Origin of the sequence: Halomonas sp. B23F22_10, assembly GCF_043496975.1 — a bacterium.
Classification (GTDB): Bacteria; Pseudomonadota; Gammaproteobacteria; order Pseudomonadales; family Halomonadaceae; genus Halomonas; species Halomonas smyrnensis.
In genome coordinates, this window is record NZ_JBIEKF010000005.1 from 275,346 (window position 1) to 294,507 (window position 19,162).

The 19,162-nt window shown below is 69.4% G+C and carries 18 protein-coding genes; 12 read left to right on the forward strand and 6 right to left on the reverse strand.

Annotated elements, in window-relative coordinates; all coding sequences use genetic code 11:
- Positions 1 to 17 precede the first annotated feature (17 nt).
- The 3 genes from dxs (at position 18) to ACGTNF_RS13520 (ending at position 4,458) form a co-directional block, all read left to right on the forward strand.
- Complete coding sequence (dxs, locus tag ACGTNF_RS13510) at positions 18 to 1,982, forward strand: 1-deoxy-D-xylulose-5-phosphate synthase (protein WP_394602120.1); 1,965 nt, start codon at positions 18 to 20, stop codon at positions 1,980 to 1,982.
- A complete protein-coding gene (gene djlA, locus ACGTNF_RS13515; RefSeq protein ID WP_394602121.1) occupies positions 1,979 to 2,746 on the forward strand; it encodes a co-chaperone DjlA in 768 nt (255 codons plus the stop codon). Before dxs ends, djlA begins: the two co-directional genes overlap by 4 nt.
- 167 nt (positions 2,747 to 2,913) lie before the next feature.
- Entirely contained in the window at positions 2,914 to 4,458 is a 1,545-nt protein-coding gene (locus ACGTNF_RS13520; RefSeq protein ID WP_394602122.1) for a Na+/H+ antiporter NhaC family protein, read from the forward strand.
- A 121-nt stretch (positions 4,459 to 4,579) separates the two neighbouring features.
- Here ACGTNF_RS13520 and ACGTNF_RS13525 read toward each other — a convergent pair whose 3' ends face one another.
- From ACGTNF_RS13525 to ribA, 3 genes are all read right to left on the reverse strand, one after another.
- On the reverse strand, positions 4,580 to 4,870 hold the full coding sequence (locus ACGTNF_RS13525) for a hypothetical protein (protein WP_394602123.1): 291 nt from the start codon (positions 4,868 to 4,870) through the stop codon (positions 4,580 to 4,582).
- A 229-nt stretch (positions 4,871 to 5,099) separates the two neighbouring features.
- Positions 5,100 to 5,771 (reverse strand): PAQR family membrane homeostasis protein TrhA, encoded by a 672-nt coding sequence (gene trhA, locus ACGTNF_RS13530; RefSeq protein WP_016854114.1) that lies wholly within the window; start codon positions 5,769 to 5,771, stop codon positions 5,100 to 5,102.
- Positions 5,772 to 5,843: 72 nt separating this feature from the next.
- The gene (ribA, locus tag ACGTNF_RS13535; protein ID WP_152477762.1) at positions 5,844 to 6,479 is read right to left on the reverse strand and encodes a GTP cyclohydrolase II; all 636 of its coding nucleotides are present in this window, start codon (positions 6,477 to 6,479) and stop codon (positions 5,844 to 5,846) included.
- Positions 6,480 to 6,616: 137 nt separating this feature from the next.
- Between ribA and hemE the strand changes: the two genes are divergently transcribed.
- From hemE to speE, 3 genes are all read left to right on the forward strand, one after another.
- Positions 6,617 to 7,693 carry a uroporphyrinogen decarboxylase gene (hemE, locus tag ACGTNF_RS13540; RefSeq protein WP_394602124.1) on the forward strand — a complete coding sequence of 359 codons (1,077 nt, stop codon included), beginning with the start codon at positions 6,617 to 6,619 and terminating at the stop codon, positions 7,691 to 7,693.
- Positions 7,686 to 8,078, forward strand: coding sequence for a VanZ family protein (locus ACGTNF_RS13545; protein WP_394602125.1), 393 nt, complete (start codon positions 7,686 to 7,688; stop codon positions 8,076 to 8,078). The genes hemE and ACGTNF_RS13545 overlap by 8 nt, the downstream gene beginning before the upstream one ends.
- Positions 8,079 to 8,142: 64 nt before the next feature.
- Positions 8,143 to 9,063 (forward strand): polyamine aminopropyltransferase, encoded by a 921-nt coding sequence (speE, locus tag ACGTNF_RS13550; RefSeq protein ID WP_394602126.1) that lies wholly within the window; start codon positions 8,143 to 8,145, stop codon positions 9,061 to 9,063.
- A 91-nt stretch (positions 9,064 to 9,154) separates the two neighbouring features.
- Here speE and ACGTNF_RS13555 read toward each other — a convergent pair whose 3' ends face one another.
- Positions 9,155 to 9,643: a hypothetical protein gene (locus ACGTNF_RS13555; RefSeq protein WP_016854109.1), complete on the reverse strand. Its 489-nt coding sequence runs from the start codon at positions 9,641 to 9,643 to the stop codon at positions 9,155 to 9,157.
- Between the two features lie 220 nt (positions 9,644 to 9,863).
- Here ACGTNF_RS13555 and ACGTNF_RS13560 point away from each other — a divergent pair, with 220 nt between their 5' ends.
- From ACGTNF_RS13560 to ahpF, 3 genes are all read left to right on the forward strand, one after another.
- Complete coding sequence (locus ACGTNF_RS13560; protein WP_016854108.1) at positions 9,864 to 10,292, forward strand: host attachment protein; 429 nt, start codon at positions 9,864 to 9,866, stop codon at positions 10,290 to 10,292.
- Positions 10,293 to 10,481: 189 nt separating this feature from the next.
- Positions 10,482 to 11,045, forward strand: coding sequence for an alkyl hydroperoxide reductase subunit C (ahpC, locus tag ACGTNF_RS13565; RefSeq protein ID WP_016854107.1), 564 nt, complete (start codon positions 10,482 to 10,484; stop codon positions 11,043 to 11,045).
- Positions 11,046 to 11,432: 387 nt separating this feature from the next.
- A complete protein-coding gene (gene ahpF, locus ACGTNF_RS13570; RefSeq protein WP_394602127.1) occupies positions 11,433 to 12,986 on the forward strand; it encodes an alkyl hydroperoxide reductase subunit F in 1,554 nt (517 codons plus the stop codon).
- 109 nt (positions 12,987 to 13,095) lie between these two features.
- Here ahpF and ACGTNF_RS13575 read toward each other — a convergent pair whose 3' ends face one another.
- Positions 13,096 to 13,626, reverse strand: coding sequence for an invasion associated locus B family protein (locus ACGTNF_RS13575; protein ID WP_394602128.1), 531 nt, complete (start codon positions 13,624 to 13,626; stop codon positions 13,096 to 13,098).
- Positions 13,627 to 13,772: 146 nt separating this feature from the next.
- A complete protein-coding gene (locus ACGTNF_RS13580; protein WP_394602129.1) occupies positions 13,773 to 14,249 on the reverse strand; it encodes an Rrf2 family transcriptional regulator in 477 nt (158 codons plus the stop codon).
- Between the two features lie 225 nt (positions 14,250 to 14,474).
- Between ACGTNF_RS13580 and hemN the strand changes: the two genes are divergently transcribed.
- The 3 genes from hemN to ACGTNF_RS13595 all read left to right on the forward strand — a co-directional run bounded on the left by hemN (position 14,475) and on the right by ACGTNF_RS13595 (position 19,118).
- Complete coding sequence (gene hemN / locus ACGTNF_RS13585) at positions 14,475 to 15,860, forward strand: oxygen-independent coproporphyrinogen III oxidase (RefSeq protein ID WP_394602130.1); 1,386 nt, start codon at positions 14,475 to 14,477, stop codon at positions 15,858 to 15,860.
- Positions 15,861 to 16,180: 320 nt separating this feature from the next.
- Positions 16,181 to 16,804: a hypothetical protein gene (locus tag ACGTNF_RS13590; protein ID WP_394602131.1), complete on the forward strand. Its 624-nt coding sequence runs from the start codon at positions 16,181 to 16,183 to the stop codon at positions 16,802 to 16,804.
- Positions 16,805 to 17,006: 202 nt separating this feature from the next.
- The gene (locus ACGTNF_RS13595) at positions 17,007 to 19,118 is read left to right on the forward strand and encodes an adenosylcobalamin-dependent ribonucleoside-diphosphate reductase (RefSeq protein WP_394602132.1); all 2,112 of its coding nucleotides are present in this window, start codon (positions 17,007 to 17,009) and stop codon (positions 19,116 to 19,118) included.
- Positions 19,119 to 19,162 lie beyond the last annotated feature (44 nt).

Genomic DNA, 19,162 nt, shown 5'->3' on the forward strand with positions numbered 1-19,162 from the left:
TGACAGATAGAGTCTTCATGAAGCTGTTCGATGACATTCCGCTCGAGCGTCCGGCCACGCCGCTGCTCGACACCCTGGAAACACCGGCCGCCCTGCGTGCCATGGACGATGCCCAGCTCGCCCAGGTGGCCGACGAACTGCGCGCCTACCTGCTCTACAGCGTGGGCGTCTCGGGCGGGCACTTCGGTGCCGGCCTCGGCGTCGTGGAGCTCACCGTGGCGCTGCATCATGCCCTCGAGACGCCCCACGACCGCCTGGTGTGGGACGTCGGCCACCAGGCCTATCCGCACAAGATCCTCACCGGGCGCCGCGAGGCCATGACCGGCATCCGCCAGTACGGCGGGCTGGCCGCCTTCCCGCGGCGCGCCGAGTCCGAGTACGACACCTTCGGTGTCGGCCACTCCAGCACCTCGATCTCCGCGGCGCTGGGCATGGCGCTGGCGTCCCGGGCCCGCGGCGAGAACCGCCGCGCCTGCGCGGTGATCGGCGACGGCGCCCTGACCGCGGGCATGGCCTTCGAGGCCCTGGCCCACGCCGGTCACGTCGACGCCAACCTGCTGGTGGTGCTCAACGACAACGAGATGTCGATCTCCGAGAACGTCGGCGGCCTGGCCAGCTACCTGGCGCGCATCCTCGCCAGCAAGCCCTACACCAGCATGCGCGAGGGCGGCAAGAAGGTGCTCTCGCACCTGCCCGGCGCGCTGGAGCTGGCGCGGCGCACCGAGGAGCACATGAAGGGCATGGTCAGCCCGGCCACGCTGTTCGAGGAGATGGGCTTCAACTACATCGGCCCCATCGACGGCCACGACCTGCCGGCGCTGCTCCACACCCTGCGCAACATGCGCGACCTGGACGGCCCGCAGTTCCTGCACGTGAAGACCCGCAAGGGCCGCGGCTTCCTGCCCGCCGAGGCCGATCCCATCGGCTACCACGCGATCACCAAGCTGGAGAAGGGCGAGCCGCAGAAGAAGGACACCCCGCCGCCGCTCAAGCCGGCGCCTGCGCCCGAGCCGGAACCCAAGCCCAAACCGAAAAAGTACTGCAACGTCTTCGGCGACTGGCTGTGCGACATGGCGGCGGCGGACGAGCGGCTGATCGGCATCACCCCGGCGATGCGCGAGGGCTCCGACCTGATCCGCTTCTCCCAGGAATACCCGGAGCGCTACTTCGACGTGGCGATCGCCGAGCAGCACGCGGTGACGCTGGCCGCCGGCATGGCCTGCGAGGCGATGAAGCCGGTGGTGGCGATCTACTCCACCTTCCTGCAGCGCGGCTACGACCAGCTGATCCATGACGTGGCGGTGCAGGAGCTGGACGTGACCTTCGCCATCGACCGCGCCGGCCTGGTCGGCGAGGACGGCCCGACCCACCACGGCGCCATGGACCTGTCCTTCCTGCGCTGCGTGCCGGGCCTGGTGGTGCTGGCGCCGGCCGACGAGGCCGAGTGCCGGGCCATGCTCAGCGCCGCCTACCATCACGCCGGTCCCGCCGCGGTGCGCTATCCGCGCGGCACCGGCCCGGGCAGCGAGATGCCGGCGCACCTCGAGCCGCTCGCCATCGGCGAGGCGCAGACCCGCCGGCGTGCCGGCGGCGAGGGCCCGAGGGTCGCCCTGCTGGCCTTCGGCAGCCTCAACGTCCCGGCCGCCGAGGTGGCCGAGCGGCTCGACGCCAGCCACCTGAACATGCGCTCGGTGAAGCCGCTGGACCGCGCGGCGGTGCTGGCCGCCGCCGCCGAGCATGACCTGCTGGTGACCCTGGAGGAGAACGTGGTCGCCGGCGGCGCCGGCAGCGGCGTCAACGAACTGCTGATGGCGGAGGGCCACCGCGGCGCGGTGCTCAACCTGGGGCTGCCCGACGCCTTCGTCGAACACGGCAAGCCCGCCGAGCTGCTGGCCGAGTGCGGCCTCGACGCCGATGGCGTCGAGGCGGCGATCCGCCGCCGGCTGGCGGGTGCCGCCACCCAATCGGGAGAAGCCTCATGAGAATCATGATATTCATCGGCGCCCTGCTGGGCTTCCTGGTCGGCGGGCCGCTGGGCCTGCTGATCGGCGGCGGCCTGGGCTACTGGCTGGCGCGCCGCCTGCGCAAGAGCATGCTCGGCCGGCTGGCCGGGGTGCAGGCGCAGTTCCTCGAATCGACCTTCGCGGTCATGGGCTGCCTGTGCAAGGCCGACGGCCGGGTCTCCGAGGACGAGCTCGAGGCCTCGCGCACCCTGTGGGACCGCCTGCGCCTCAACGAGCAGCAGCGCGCCAAGGCGCGGACCGACTTCAACCGCGGCAAGGCGGCGGACTTCGACCTCGACGCCGAGCTGGCCAAGGTGCGCCAGATCGTCGGCGCCCAGCCGGCGCTGCGTCAGGTGTTCCTGCAGGTGCAGCTGGCGGCGATCGCCGCCGACGGCCAGCTGCACCCCGCCGAGCACGAGATGCTGACGCGGGTGATGCGGGGGCTGGGCTGTTCCGAGGAGGAGATCGCCCGCATCGAGGCGATGCTGCGCGGCGGCGGTGGCGCCGGCGCGGCGGCCGAGTCCGGCCCCTCGCTGGAGGAGGCCTACGGGGTGCTGGGGGTGTCGTCGGACGCCAGCGACGCCGAGATCAAGAAGGCCTATCGCCGCCTGATGAGCGAGAACCACCCCGACAAGCTCGCCGCCAAGGGCATGCCGGAGAGCATGCGCGAGGTGGCCAAGGAGCGCACCAGCGAGATCGGCAACGCCTACGAGCGCATCCGCAAGGCCCGCGCCGCGGCCTGATCGCCCCTGGCAGCATGCGTCAACGCGAAGAAGCCCCCGGCCTCGGTCGGGGGCTTCTTGTATCGGGAGGCGAGGCGAGATCGTGCTTGCCGGATCGTTCCGTGCCCCCTAGGATGCGCCTCGCCGTGACCGCGGCGAACGACATGACGACCCCGGAGATTCCCCTGATGTCATTCGGAGCCTTTTCCCTCCTGCCGCCCGTGCTGGCCATCCTGCTGGCGCTGGTGACGCGCAACGTCATTCCGGCGCTGTTCTGTGGCGTCTGGCTGGGCGCCACCATGCTGGCGGGCGGCAACCCCGCGGCTGGCCTCTACGACAGCTTCGGCGACTTCATCATTCCCAGCGTCGGCGACGAATGGAGCGTCACGGTGCTGATCTACTGCGGCCTGTTCGGCGTGCTGATCGGCGTGCTGCAGCGCACCGGCGGCGCCCAGGCGATCGCCCGCGCGATCTCCGCCCGGGTCGCCTCCCGGCGCGGCGCCCAGGGCGCGACCCTGGGGCTCGGGGTGCTGATCTTCTTCGAGGACTACTTCAACGCCCTGACCGTGGGCAGCGTGATGCGCCCGATCACCGACCGCATGCGCGTCTCGCGGGAGAAGCTGGCCTATATCGTGGACTCCACCTCGGCACCGATGTGCCTGCTGGGGCCGGTCTCCACCTGGGTGGTGTTCGTGATGGGCCTGATCGGCACCCAGCTTGCGACTCTGGGGCTCGAGGGCTCCGAGTACCTGATCTACCTGTCGTCGATCCCGCTCAACTTCTACGCCTGGCTGGCGCTGGGGCTGATCGTCTTCCTGGTCGTCACCCAGGGCGATTACGGCCCGATGGCCCGCGCCGAGCAGCGCGCCCGCACCACCGGCGAGGTGATGGCCGAGGGCGCCAACCCGCCCTCCGGCCACGAGGTCGAGGAGATGGTCTCGGTGCCGGAACATCAGTCTCGCAAGCGCAACATGCTGGTGCCGATCGGCGTGCTGGTGGGGATGATTCCCCCGCTCTTCCTGTGGACCGGCAACTTCCCCGAGAACGACCTGGTCACCGCGGTGGGCGAGGCCGACGGCGGCCAGTCGATCCTGATCGCCACCTTCGTGGCGGTGGCCGTGGGGCTCGTCATGGGCATGGCCCAGAAGCTGTTCGACTTCCGCGAGGCCATGGAGATCGTGGTCGACGGCATCAAGAGCATGACCCTGGTCTACATCATCCTCACCCTGGCCTGGTCGATCGGCAGCGTGACCACCGAGCTCGGCACCGCCGACTACCTGGTGACCCTGGCCGAGGCCAGCATCGCGCCGAGCCTGGTGCCGGTGCTGCTGTTCCTGATCGGCGCCCTGGTGGCCTTCACCACCGGCACCTCCTACGGTACCTTCGCCATCCTGATCCCCATCGCCATGCCGGTGGCCATGGCCATGGACCTGCCGCTGGCGCTGGCCATCGCGGCGGTGCTCAGCGGCGGCATCTTCGGCGATCACTGCTCGCCGATCTCGGACACCACCATCCTGTCCTCGGCGGGGTCGTCCTGCGACCACATCGATCACGTGCGCACCCAGCTGCCCTATGCGGTCACCGCGGGCCTGGCCGGCATCCTGGCGTTCTTCGTCGCCGGCCTGACCGGCAGCGCCCTGATCGGCGGGGCCACCGGCGCCGTCGCGATGGTGGCTACGGCCCTGGTGCTGCGTCGCTGCTGGGGCCTGCCGGCCGAGCGGGCCGCCGCCTGATCGCGCCTGGCCGCATGCGCCAACACGAAGAAGCCCCCGACCGAGGTCGGGGGCTTCTTGCATCGGGACGCCGGGAGGCGGTCGCGATGTGGCTGGATTGCCGGGCGGGGGAGGTGGTTCCTCAGCCCTGAGTGGCCTGGCGGGCCGGCTCGGTGGCGTCGCCGCTGGAGGCGATGTGGGTCTGCTGCCGCTGGGCATTCAGCCGCAGGCGCGCCTGGGCCATGGCCTCGCTGGCGCCCCAGGTGGCGACGACGTCTTCCTGGCTGGCGTCCTGCGCCGCCGCGTCCTGGACGGTCGTGGTGGACAGCGGCTCCGGATTCAGCATCAGGGCGCGCTCGGACGCGTTGTCGGCCTGGGCGGCGATGGGCAGGGCGGCGAGCAGCAGGCTGGCGGCGATCATCTTGGTCTTCATGAGGTGTCTCCTCTCTCTGGTCGGTCTTTTCCGTCGGTCTTTGTTTCGTGTGGCATCCGGTGTGTCCCGGGCCGTTCGATGAGGAGAATTATAGTAGCATGCTAAAGATAAACAAGGGCACTGTTAGCTATGGCGCCGATAAAGCCGGCCTATCTCGGCCGGCCCACGCCGGTGAGGGGGCGCGAGCAAGCCTGCGAGAGCCTCTGATCGCGCCAGCGCGGGGAGGGCATCAGCCCGGATGGGGTAGCACGTCGACGACCACGGCGGCGAAGTGGCAGGCGCTGCCGCCCATCACGCACAGGTGCCAGGCCGCGTGGTTGTAGGGAATGGCGCGGACGGCGAAGAACACCAGCCCCAGCGAGTAGGTCAGCCCGCCGCCGACCAGCAGCGCCAGGCCGGTGGCGGTGAAGGCGGTCGGAAGCTCGCCGGCGGCGAGCACGATCAGCCAGCCCATCAGCAGGTAGTTGCCCATGTGCAGGCCGCCCAGCGCGAAGGGGCGCATGACCTTCAGGCCGATGCCGGCCACGGCCAGGGTCCAGATCACCGCCAGCAGCGGCGCGCCCACGGAGTCGCGCAGGTTGACCATCAGGAAGGGCGTGTAGGTGCCGGCGATCAGGGCGTAGATCGCGCAGTGGTCGAGCAGGCGGAAGGCGCGCTTGAGGCCGGGGTGGCGCGTGCCGTGGTAGAGGGTGGAGGCGGTGTAGAGCAGCACCAGGGTGGTGCCATAGAGGGAGACCGCGGTGAGCTTGTAGGGGCCGCCGGTCAGTTCGCGGCTGCCCAGCGCGATCAGCGTCACCAGCCCGGCGACGCTGAGCAGGGCGCCCACGCCATGGCTGACGCTGTGCAGCAGCTCCTCGAGGAGCGAATAGCCGGGATCGTCGCGGGGCGAGGGTCGAGGCATGACGGGCACCTCCCTTTGTCCTTCGACGGCGGCGTCGAAGGGGAGGTTCCCGTCAGATCAGTGCGGAGTCGATCAGGACTTGCGCTCGATATCCACGTCACTCGCCTGGGTGAAGTCGTCCAGCGCCATCATGTGGCCGAGCTTGCCGGCCTTGGTGGAGAGGTAGTGCTCGTTGTGCGGGTTGAGCCCGGTGGTCAGCCCCACCCGCTCGCTGACCTCGACACCGACCTGGGTCAGGGCATCGACCTTGCGCGGGTTGTTAGTCATCAGCCGGAGCGCGCCGATGCCCAGCTGCTCGAGCATCGGCAGGCAGAGGTCGTAGCGGCGCAGGTCGGCATCGAAGCCGAGCTGCTCGTTGGCTTCCACGGTGTCGGCCCCCTGGTCCTGGAGGTGATAGGCGCGGATCTTGTTGAGCAGGCCGATGCCGCGGCCTTCCTGACGCAGATACAGCAGCACGCCGCGGCCCTCGGCGGCGATGCGCTTGAGCGCTTCCTGCAGCTGATAGCCGCAGTCGCAGCGCATCGAGAACAGGGCGTCGCCGGTCAGGCACTCGGAATGCACACGGCCCAGCACCGGCGCGCCATCATCGACGTCGCCCAGGGTCAGGGCGATGTGATCCTTGCCGGTGGCCTCGTCTTCGAAGCCGTGCATGGTGAAGGTGGCCCAGGGAGTGGGCAGCCGGGAGGCGGCGATGTAGCGAATCGTCACGATGTACCTCGATGCATGACCATGGCGTGGCCGATGGATATGCCCGCATTCTATCAGGACGATGACGGGCTCACGAGCAGCCCGTGCGGTTCCGATGGGTTACAATGTCGCCACATTTTCCGTGGATGAGCGCCCGCATGGAACTCAAGAACGATCGCCTTCTGCGCGCCCTGGCGCGGCAGCCCGTGGACCGCACCCCGGTGTGGATGATGCGCCAGGCCGGCCGCTACCTGCCGGAATACCGCGAGGTGCGGGCCCAGGCCGGCAGCTTCATGGACCTGTGTCGCGATCGCGATCGGGCCTGCGAGGTCACCCTGCAGCCGCTGGAGCGCTATCCGCTGGATGCCGCCATCCTGTTCTCGGACATCCTCACCATCCCCGACGCCATGGGCCTGGGGCTCTACTTCGAGACCGGCGAGGGGCCCAAGTTTCGCAAGCCGGTGCGCACCGCCGAGGCGGTGGACGCGCTCACCGTGCCCGACGCCGAGCGCGACCTCGACTACGTGATGAACGCGGTCTCCACGATTCGCCGCGAGCTCAATGGCCGGGTGCCGCTGATCGGCTTCTCCGGCAGCCCCTGGACGCTGGCCACCTACATGGTGGAGGGCGCCTCCAGCAAGGACTTCCGCCACGTCAAGGCGATGCTCTACGACACGCCGGACACCATGCACCGGCTGCTCGACACCCTGGCCCACGCGGTCACCGACTACCTCAACGCCCAGATCCGCGCCGGCGCTCAGGTGGTGCAGATCTTCGACACCTGGGGCGGGGCGCTCTCGACGCCGGCCTACCTGGAGTTCTCGCTGCGCTACATGGAGCAGATCGTCGCCGGGCTGATCCGCGAGCACGAGGGGCGCAAGGTGCCGGTGATCCTGTTCACCAAGAACGGCGGCCAGTGGCTCGAGGAGATGTCGGCCTCCGGCGCCGACGCCCTGGGGCTGGACTGGAGCACCGAGCTGTCCGTCGCCCGGGAGCGGGTCGGCCATCGGGTCGCCCTGCAGGGCAACCTGGACCCCAACGTGCTGTTCTCGCGGCCGTCGGCGATCCGCGCCGAGGTGGCGCGCATCCTCGACAGCTACGGCGAGGGCCCCGGCCACGTGTTCAACCTGGGCCACGGCATCAGCCAGTTCACCGACCCGGATCACGTCAGCGCCTTCATGGACGCCCTGCACGAGCTGAGCCCGGCCTATCACCAACGCATCGCCCATGACTGAGCCCGCCCGGCTCATTGACCTGCTGCGGCGCTGGCACGACCGGCGCCGCCTGTGGGCCGGGCTGGCGCTGGCGGCGGCCCTGACGGTGGCCTGGGGCAGCCTGATGCCGAGCGACGAGCTGCCGCGCTCGCTGCCCTGGGACAAGCTCAACCACTTCCTCGGCTACGCCGCCATCGCCGGGCTCGGCGGGCTGGCCGGGCTGCGCCTGACAATGGCCTTCGCCGCGGCCGCGCTGTTCGGCGTGGCGATCGAGTTCGCCCAGATCGCGGTGCCCGGGCGCTTCGGCGGCGATCCCGCCGACATCCTGGCCAATACCCTGGGCGCCGCTTGCGCGGTGCTGGTGCTGGCCGGCCTGCGGAGGGCCTTGCTGCCCGGGCGCGCCTAGACGTCCCCGTACGGCCGCCGCGGCGGCCATGGTTTCCTTTCACTCGTCACCCCGAGGGTTTCCGATGAGTTCCTCTCTTGATACCGGCCCCGACGCTGGCCTCGATTCAGGCCCCGACGCTGGCCTCGATTCCGGTGATTCCGGCTGGTTCACCGAAGTCTTCGACAGCCACGGCAGCGCCTTCTCGCTGAAGGTCTCCGAGAAGCTGCACGAGGTGCAGAGCCCCTATCAGCACCTCGAGGTCTACGCGACCGAGACCTTCGGCAACCTGCTGGTGCTCGACGGCTGCGTGATGCTGACCGACCGCGACAACTTCCTCTATCACGAGATGATCGCCCATCCGGCGCTGTTCACCCACACCGACCCGAAGCGGGTGGTGATCATCGGCGGCGGCGACTGCGGCACCCTGCGCGAGGTGCTGCGCCATCCGGGGGTCGAGAAGGTCACCCAGATCGATATCGACGAGGAAGTGACCCGGGCCTCCGAGCGCTTCTTCCCGGCGCTCGTCGAGTCGAACGACGACCCGCGCGCCGAGCTGCGCTTCGACGACGGGGTGAAGTGGATCGAGGAGGCGGACGACGACAGCATCGACGTGCTGATCATCGACTCCACCGACCCGGTGGGCCCCGCCGAGGGCCTGTTCAAGACCGACTTCCTGCGCCGCTGCCATCGCGTGCTGCGCCCGGGCGGCGTGCTGGTGCAGCAGAGTGAGTCGCCGCTCTATCACAGCGGCTCGATCATCCGCGAGCTGCGCCATGACATGCGCGAGGCCGGCTTCGACAGCGTGGCCACGCTGCCCTTCCCGCAACCGGTCTATCCCTCCGGCTGGTGGAGCGTGACCCTGGCCGGCAAGGCGACCGACGTGGCCAGCTTCCGCGAGGTGGAGGCCGCGGCCAGCGAGATGCCGCTCGACTACTACACCGTCGAGGCCCATCGCGGCGCCCTGGCGCTGCCGCCCTTCATGCGCCGGCTGCTGGCGGACTGAGCGAGCCTGGCAGAGACGTGAAACGACGAACCCCGGCCAAGGCCGGGGTTCGTCGCTTCAGGGCGGGCGCCCGCTTTGCGGCAGACAGCGCCTACAGCCGCGGCTCGTTGGCGGGCGCCGGTTCCGCGTGGCCGCCGGCCAGGTCCAGGCTCGGCTCGTCGTGGCGGCGCTGTGGCGGCGCCTGGCCCGCCACCCGGGCCGGGCTCAGCACCGCGTCCTCGGCGTCGACCTCGCGGGCGCCGGGGACCCAGGCGTGCTCCCGGTCGTGGACCGCGGGGCGGTGCTCGATCGAGCGGGTGACCACCGAGCCGGCGGAGAAGCCGGCGCGCTGGGCGGCCAGATGATGGGGCAGCAGCCACAGCTCGGCCAGCAGCCGCAGGGCGACCATGGCCAGCAGCGTCGCGCCGCCGCCCAGGGCCAGTTCGGGCCAGGCCTCGCGCCAGCCGGACTCGGCCAGCCAGGGCGTGTGCGGGGCCAGCCACAGGCCGCCGGCCGCCAGCAGGCCGAGCTGCAGCATGGCGTGGCAGAACAGCAGGGTGCGACGCGGCAGGGGATGCCGCGGGAACAGGAAGTGGCGCATATCGTGTCCTCCGGGAGTCGGCCGTCGGGATGCCGGGCAGTCGTGCCGGCGCTCCGTGCCGGCGAGGGCGGCATCCTACCCCAGCCGGCGCCCGCGCGGCAGTGTCCGCGGATGCCGACGGCGGGTGTCGCCGTTTGACGCTGGGCGGCGTCTTGCCAATGCTGTGGGAGAAGAGTGGCGAGCCCCTCACCGCTCTCTCATGCCCAGACAAGGAGCGACGATGACGACCTATATCGTGGTGGCCGATGCGGCCCGGGCCCGGGTATTCACCCGCGATGCCCTCAAGCTCGAAGAGAAGGACAGCCTGGTGCACGCCGAGGGGCGCCTGCACGAGGGTGACCTGGTGACCGACCGCGAAGGCGACGTGCATGAATCGTCCGCCACCTCCGCCCGTTCCGCTGGCGGCGAGAGCACGGCCTCCGACCATCACGAGGCGCTGTTCGCCCGCGAGGTGGCCGACCGCCTCTACCGCGCGCGGGTCGAGAACACCCTGGAGAAGCTGATCCTGGTGGCGCCGCCTCGCTTCCTCGGCCTGCTGCGCGACAAGCTCGACGGCCCCACCGCCAAGACGGTCATCCACTCCCTGGCCAAGGACCTGACCAAGGCCAGCGTCGAGGACATTCGCGAGGCGGTCAGCGACCTGCGCTGAGCCGGCGCCGACACGCCGCGACGGTTTTCCGCCCGGAGGCGTCAAGTCTCCGGGCGGTCTGCTTCCCACGGACCTCGATTAGCTCTTGGCTATCGTCAGCATCGCCCTATTCAATTTAACCAATGAAAGGGGGCTGGTTATTCTGATCGCGTCTTCACCACACATCCCCTCAATCAGGAGATAGACGCGATGTCACTGCTCAATACCGAAGTCAAACCGTTCAACGCTACCGCTTATCACAACGGCGATTTCGTCGAGGTCAGCGAAGAGAGCCTGAAGGGCCAGTGGAGCATCTTCTTCTTCTATCCGGCCGACTTCACCTTCGTCTGCCCGACCGAGCTGGGTGACCTGGCCGACAACTACGACGAGTTCAAGAAGCTCGGCGTCGAGATCTACGGCGTGTCCACCGACACCCACTTCACCCACAAGGCCTGGCACGACAGCTCCGAGACCATCGGCAAGCTCCAGTACCCGATGCTGGCCGACCCGACCCACGTCGTGTCGCGCAACTTCGAGGTGCTGATCGAGGAAGCCGGCGTTGCCGACCGCGGCACCTTCGTCGTCGATCCGGACGGCAAGATCCAGATCATCGAGCTGAACGCCGGCAACATCGGCCGTAACGCCGAAGAGCTGCTGCGCAAGGTCAAGGCCGCCCAGTACGTCCGCGCCAACCCCAACGAGGTCTGCCCGGCCAAGTGGGAAGAAGGCGAAGAGACCCTGGCTCCTTCCCTGGACCTGGTCGGCAAGATCTAAGGACACGCCGATTTATTGCTGCGCTCGATATCCTGACCGCCGGCGGTGCCGGCACGCCGGCCCGGTCGCCCTCTCATGTGCGGGCTACACTCCGGAGGCTGTGCTCCGGCGGCGGCCAGGCTAGGCGCCCCCGCCTCTCATCGATCGCGACATAAATCTGCGCATCCTTTATTGGATCGCTGACCGGCGGGATTCTCCCGCGCCCCGTTACCCCGCCGAGGCGCTGTGCCTCGATCGCCCAACCAGTCGCGCAAGCGAGATCGGGACGACGTCCCGGCGGGGCCCGATTCCGGTTTTTCCTGACATTGCTTCCGGGTGCGAGCCCTTCGCGACCCGCACGGGGAAGTCGTGTCTGCGAGTCACATATCATCAAGGATTGCCGCCGTTATGTTGGACGACTCTCTGAAGCAACAGCTGAAAGCCTATCTCGGCAAGGTCACGCAACCCTTTGAGCTGGTCGCCACCCTGGATGACGGCGACAAGTCCAAGGAACTGCACGCTCTGCTCGAACAGATCGCGGGCCTTTCCGACAAGATCACCCTGTCCACCGAGGGCGGCGACCGGCGCGTGCCGTCCTTCGCCCTGCACCGCGACGGGGCGCCCACCGGCGTGGTCTTCGCCGGCATCCCCATGGGCCACGAGTTCACCTCGCTGGTGCTGGCCCTGCTGCAGGTGGGCGGTCATCCGCCCAAGGCCAGCGACGAAGTCATCGAGCAGATCCGCGCCCTCGACGCCGACCTGCACTTCGAGACCTACTTCTCGCTGTCATGCCAGAACTGCCCGGACGTGGTCCAGGCGCTGAACCTGATGGCGATCCTCAACCCGCGCATCTCCCACGATGCCATCGACGGCGCCCTGTTCCAGGACGAGGTCGAGGCCCGCGAGGTGATGTCGGTGCCGAGCGTGTTCCTCAACGGCGAGACCTTCGACCAGGGCCGCATGAGCCTCGAGCAGATCCTGGCCAAGGTCGACACCGGCGCCGTCGAGCGCGAGGCCGCCAGGCTCAACGACAAGCCCGCCTTCGACACGCTGATGATCGGTGGCGGCCCGGCCGGCGCCGCGGCGGCCGTCTATGCGGCGCGCAAGGGCATCCGCACCGGCGTGGCCGCCGAGCGCTTCGGCGGCCAGGTGCTGGACACCCTGTCGATCGAGAATCTGATCTCGGTGCCCCACACCGAGGGCCCCAAGCTGGCCGCGGCGCTGGAGGAGCACGTCAAGGAATACGACGTCGACATCATGAACCTGCAGCGCGCCGTCGAGCTCGTTCCGGGCGAGCCGGGCGCCGATCACGAGGTGCGCTTCGAATCCGGCGCCAGCCTCAGGAGCAAGACCCTGGTACTGGCCACCGGCGCCCGCTGGCGCGAGATGAACGTGCCGGGCGAGGCCGAGTACCGCAACAGGGGTGTGGCCTACTGCCCGCACTGCGACGGCCCGCTGTTCAAGGGCAAGCGCGTGGCGGTGATCGGCGGTGGCAACTCCGGCGTCGAGGCGGCCATCGACCTGGCCGGTATCGTCGGCGAGGTCACGCTGATCGAGTTCATGGACGAGCTGCGCGCCGACGAGGTGCTGCAGAAGAAGCTCTCAAGCCTGCCCAACGTCGAGGTGATCAAGGGCGCGCGCACCACCGAGGTCAACGGCGACGGCAACCGCGTCACCGGCCTGAGCTATGAGGAGCGCGCCTCCGGCGAGCTGCGCGAGCTGGCCCTTGAGGGCGTCTTCGTGCAGATCGGCCTGGTGCCCAACACCGAGTGGCTGAAGGACTCGCCCATCGAGCTCTCCGAGCGCGGCGAGATCGTGGTCGACGAGCGCGGCATGACCTCGGTGCCGGGCATCTTCGCCGCCGGCGACGTGACCACCGTGCCCTACAAGCAGATCGTTATCGCCATGGGCGAGGGCTCCAAGGCCGCCCTGGGCGCCTTCGATCACCTGATCCGCAGCTGATCGCCCCGCCGTTCGGGCTCGACGCCCTCGCCGCTCCGCGGCGGGGGCGTCCTGCGTGGGGCGAGAGGAAAACGGTGGCAGGAAATCCGTGTCAGGAAACCGGGCGTCCTCAGCCCGCGCGGCAGAGCGTCTCCATGCGGGTCAGCGCGGCGTCGGCGCCGTTGAGGCTGAAGATCAGGAACCAGTGGTCGTCCTCGGCGCGATGGATGCGCAGGCGTAGCGTCTCGCCGCCGCTCATCTCGTCGAGCACCTCGTCGGTGTCGGGCAGCACCAGGCGCGCGTAGAAGCCGCTGTTGCCGCGCTCGGTGATGAACTCGGCCCGGCCCTGGTGGACCCAGCCCTGATCGATCAGCAGGTCCACCGGCACCCGGTTGACGGTGCCGGTCTCGGCCTGGACCTCGTCGAGCTCGACGCGCAGCTCGAGCCAGGAGCGATCGCAGGCGCCCGGCGTGGCGTTGACGCTGAACACGCTGTCGCTATAGCTGTGCTGCTCGATGGCGCGCACGTGGCGTTCGTCGCCCAGCCGCAGCACCAGCGAGTGCCAGTCGCCGTGGGCCCGGGCGTCGTCGACGTTGAAGGTCTCGGCCGCGGCCGGGGCGGCGAGGGCAACGGCCAGCAGGACACCCGGCAAGCGGGTCATCAGGCCGCGCGTCAGCCGGCGGGCAGACCGTGAGCGGAGAGCAAGTGGGCGGAGAGCAGGTGGGCGTGAGGAGAGCATGCGGGCATCCATGACCGTGACGCCGGGAGACTAGCACGCGCTGTCGGGGCTGTCCGCTCGCGACGTGGCTAGCCTGCCGGCGAGGCATCCTCCAGCCGCAGCAGCTGGATCAGCTCGGCGCGCTGCTGGCCCAGCAGGTCGGCGAGGGTGTAGCGGTCGAGCACCGACAGGAAGGCCGCCAGGGCCTCGCCGAGGATCGGCTGCAGCCGGCAGGCGGAGGTGATGGCGCAGGCGTTGTCGTCGCGGAAGCATTCCACCAGGCCGAGGTCGGGCTCGGTGTCGCGCACCAGCCCGCCCAGCGAGATCTCGCCGGGCGTCCGGCTCAGCCGCAGGCCGCCGTGCTTGCCGCGGGTGGCGCTGAGATAGCCCAGCCGGTTGAGCTCCTGCACCACCTTCATCAGGTGGTTGCGCGAGATGGCGAAGCGCTCGGCGATCTCGGCGATGGTGGCGCGCGCCTCTGGCGGCTCCGGCGTCGGCTCGTCGTCCTTCACGGCCAGGTAGATCAGCACGCGCAGGGAGTAGTCGGTGAAGTGGGTCAGGCGCATTCCATTCTCCAGGCGCGGCGAGACAGGCGGGACTCGAAACGATTCTATCACGCCCGTGCCGGCCTCCCGGAGCAGGCCCGTTGCCGCAGCGGGGCGCGCTCGAGCGGCCGAATTGATCGGCATCAACTCCGCGCGGAAAGGCGCCAACGGCCAAGATCGGGGCTGGCATAATGCGCTCAGGCGGCGACGGCGCGGGCCGTCGCCAGCGTTACCGGAGGTCCGATCATGCCCCAGCCACAGCCGTTCATCCGCCCCCTCGTCGAGAAGTACGACCGCCCCGGGCCGCGCTATACCTCCTATCCCACGGCGCCGCAGTTCCATGCCGCCTTCGCCGAGGACGATTATCGGGACCAGGCCGCCCTGAGCCATCGCGTCGCCGCGCCCAAGCCGCTGTCGGTCTACGTGCACGTGCCGTTCTGCGAGAGCCTCTGTTACTACTGCGCCTGCCACAAGATCGTCACCCATCGCCGCGAGCGGGCGGCGGAGTATCTGGCCCTGCTGAAACGCGAGATCGCCCTGCAGGCGGCGCTCTTCGACAGTGAGCGCTCGCTGACCCAGCTGCACCTGGGTGGCGGCACGCCCACCTATCTGAACAATGCCCAGCTCGGCGAGCTGATGGACGCCCTGGCGGCGGCCTTTCGCTTTGCGCCGCCCGAGGACAGGGAGTTCTCGCTGGAGGTGGATCCGCGCACCGTCACACCTGAACAGCTGCATGAGCTGCGCGCGCTGGGCTTCAATCGCCTGAGCGTCGGCGTCCAGGACTTCGACCCCGAGGTGCAGGTGGCGGTCAACCGCGTCCAGGGCGAGGCCGAGGTGGCCGCCCTGATGAAAACCGCCCGGGACGCCGGCTTCCACTCGGTGAGCGTCGATCTGATCTACGGCCTGCCGCGCCAGACCGTGGCCAGCTTCGCGGCCACCCTCGACAAGATCGTCGCCCTGCGGCCGGATCGCATCGCCACCTACAGCTATGCCCATCTGCCCGAGCGCTTCAAGGCCCAGCGGCTGATCCGCGACCGGGACATGCCGCCGCCCGAGCGCAAGCTCGAGCTGCTGGAGCTGACTGTCCGGCGCCTGACCGAGGCCGGCTACGCCTACATCGGCATGGATCACTTCGCATTGCCCGACGACGAGCTGGTCCGGGCCCAGCGCGAGGGCACCTTGCAGCGCAACTTCCAGGGGTATTCCACCCACGCCGACTGTGACCTGATCGGGCTCGGCGTCAGTGCCATTGGCAAGGTCGGCGACGGCTACAGCCAGAACGTCAAGGAAATCGCCGTCTACCGCGAGCGCCTCGAGGCCGGGCGGCTGCCGGTGCTGCGCGGCTATCGGCTCGACGACGAGGATCGCCTGCGCCGCGACGTCATCCACGCCCTGATGTGCCACGGCCGGGTGGACGTCGACGCCATCGAGGCGCGTCACGGCATCGACTTCGCCAGCCACTTCGCCGATGCCCTCGCGGCCCTGGCGCCGATGCGCGACGACGGCCTGATCACGCTGGGCCAGCGCCGCCTCGAGGTGCGCCCGCCGGGGCGGCTGATGCTGCGCAATCTGGCCATGACCTTCGACGCCTATCTGGGCGGCGAGGCGGTGCGCTACTCGCGGACCGTCTAGGTCCTTCCTGGGGCGTCGCGCGTCGGTACGAGTTTCCTGCTACCGATCCGGCAGCCGTTTGCCTGATCCCTCCGATGCGATAATCAGTGGGCCTTCCGATGGTGAAGCCTGCGCTCTGTGACGATGCTTATCTTGCGTGTAACAAAATGTTGTATGGCGTTATATCACGTCGACGGCGATGTCCGGCGGCGGGGGAGGGCGAGATGCAAGGGTTCAAATTGGCTGCCCTGGTCGTCGCCGTGGGCTGTTTGTCAGCCGCCGGCGTACAGGCGCAGTCGGGAGTCGAGGGTTCCGGGGGCAGTACGCTCTCGGAAGACGAGATGGCGCGAGTCGCCAACGATCAACTGACCGAGCCGGCCGGGTCGGGGGGCCTGACCGATGCCGAGATCGATGCGCTGCTCGAGGATCTGCCGGCGCCGGCCGCCGGGGGGGGCGGTGGCGGCTGCGGTGGCGGGCTGCTGGAAGGATGCGATGGTGTGTTCCTGCGCCTGGTTGCCGCCGTACCGAGCGAGGACGTGATTCCCGCGCCGACCATGCCGACCGCGCCGACGGATGACGGAGACGACGGCGGCGACAACCCCGGCGATGACGCCACCGGCGGCGGCGGTGGTGGTTCCGGCGGCGGCGGTGGTGGTTCCGGCGGCGGCGGTGGTGGTTCCGGCGGCGGTGGCGGTGGTTCCGGCGGCGGCGGCGGTGGTTCCGGCGGCGGCGGCGGTGGTTCCGGCGGCGGCGGTGGTGGTTCCGGCGGCGGTGGCGGTGGTTCCGGCGGCGGTGGCGGTGGTTCCGGCGGCGGTGGCGGTGGTTCCGGCGGCGGCGGTGGTGGTTCCGGCGGCGGCAGCGGTAGTTCCGGCGGCGGTGGTTCCGGAGCCGGTGGCAACGGTGGCAGCGCCGGCGGAGGTGGCGGTGCCGGTGGTACCGGTTCGGGAGCCGGCGGTCGCTTCTGACGCTTGTTGCCCGATGCCGCACCTGGCGCCCGACCCTGATGGTCGGGCGCTTTCTTTTGTGCGCCGAGTTCACGCATGATCCATATCATGTGTGTTGAGAATGTTTTTCGTCTATATATGGTAGTTGATGGCCTCGCCTCCATCGTGGCCAGGCATCCATGATGCGCGACCGCAACCGTTCCCCTCACAAGAGAGAGACCCGATGCGCACCACCACTGCCAGGGAAGCCTCCCGCGTCGACGAGGTGCCGCTGCAGGCGCCTTCCCTCGATATCTGGGACAGCAAGTATCGCCTCAAGGACCGACACGGCCGGCCGGTGGACGCCGACCCCGGCGCCACCCGGGAGCGGGTGGCCCGGGCGCTGGCCGCGGTGGAAGACGACGCCGAGGCCTGGCTGCCCCAGTTCCGCTGGGCGCTGGACAACGGCGCCATCCCGGCCGGGCGCATCGTCGCCAACGCCGGGGCGGAGGCCGTCAAGCCGGCGGTCAGCCTGATCAACTGCACGGTCTCACGCACCCTCCACGATGCGATGCGCGACATCCTCGAGGGCGTGGTCGAGGCCGGCATGACCCTCAAGGCCGGCTGCGGCATCGGCTATGACTTTTCCACCCTGCGCCCCCGCGGCGCCTTCGTGTTCGGCGCCGGCGCCGGCACCAACGGCCCGCTGGCGTTCATGGATATCTACGACAGGATGTGCTTCACCGTGGCCTCGGCGGGCGGGCGCCGCGGCGCCCAGATGGGGACCTTCGACGTCGGCCATCCGGACGTGAAGAGCTTCATCGAGGCCAAGCGCGAGGCCGGCCGGCTGCGCCAGTTCAACCTCAGCCTGCTGATCACCGACGAGTTCATGGAGGCGGTGCGCGCCGACGCCGACTGGCCGCTGGCGTTCCCGCTGCACCCCGCCGAGCAGGACGACGTCGACGACGGCGAGCTGGTCTATCGCGACTGGCCGACCATCGAGGAGGGATACCTCCTCGACGCCGAGGGCCGGGTGGCCTGCCGCGTGGTCGAGACGGTCCGCGCCCGGGCGCTGTGGGACACCATCATGCGCTCCACCTACGACTTCGCCGAGCCGGGCTTCATCTTGATCGACCAGGTCAACCGCATGAACAACAACTGGTTCTGCGAGGAGATCCGCGCCACCAACCCCTGCGGCGAGCAGCCGTTGCCGCCCGAGGGCGCCTGCCTGCTGGGCTCGATCAACCTGACACGTTTCGTGCTCGAGCCCTTCGGCGAGGCGCCGCGCTTCGACTGGGAGCGCTATCGCCGGGTGGTGGCGATCTTCACCCGCATGCTCGACAACGTGGTGGAGATCAGCGGCCTGCCGCTCGACGGCCAGCGCCGCGAGATCGAGGCCAAGCGCCGCCACGGCATGGGCTTTTTGGGGCTGGGGTCGGCGCTGACCATGCTCAAGCTGCCCTACGGCTCGCCGGAGTCGCTGGCCTTCACCGAGGAAGTCAGCCGGGTGCTGGCGGTCGAGGGCTGGAAACAGGCCCTGGCGCTGGCCAGGGAGAAGGGCATGGCGCCGGTGCTGGCCGAGACCTTCGAGCTGACGCCACGCATGCTGCGCGAGCGCCCGGAGCTCAAGCAGGACGGCTATCAGGCCGGCGACCGGGTGCCGGGGCGGATCTTGCACGCCCGCTACAGCCGCTACATGCAGAAGATCGCCGAGGTCGAGCCGGAGCTCGTCGCCGAGCTCGCCGAGCACGGCGCGCGCTTCACCCATCACAGCTCCATCGCGCCCACCGGCACCATCTCGCTGTCGCTGGGCAACAACGCCTCCAACGGCATCGAGCCGTCCTTCTCGCACCGCTACTTCCGCAACGTCATCCGCGCCGGGCGCAAGACCAAGGAGCAGATCGAGGTGGTCTCCTTCGAACTGGCCGCCTATCGCCATCTGGTGGCGCCGGCGGCGGTGGAGAGCGACCTGCCGGACTACTTCGTCACCGCCGACGGCGTCTCGCCGGAGCAGCATGTGGCGGTGCAGGCCGCGGCCCAGGCCTGGATCGACTCGGCGATCTCCAAGACGGTCAACGTGCCCACCGAGTTCGCCTACGAGGACTTCCAGAACCTCTACCTGACGGCCTACGACAGCCGGCTCAAGGGCTGCACCACCTTCCGCTTCAACCCCGAGGCCTTCCAAGGCGTGCTGGTACGCGAGGACGACCTCAAGAACACCGTCTACGTCTTCGAGCTGGAGAACGGCGAGCGGCTGGAGCTCTCCGGCGACGAGACGGTGCTCTACGAGGGCGAGGAGCACACCGCGGCCAACCTGCACGAGGCGCTCAAGGAGGGCACCTATGGCAAGTGGTAAATCAGGGCTCGCGACGGCCGTGAACGGCCGTCCGTCCACCGTCA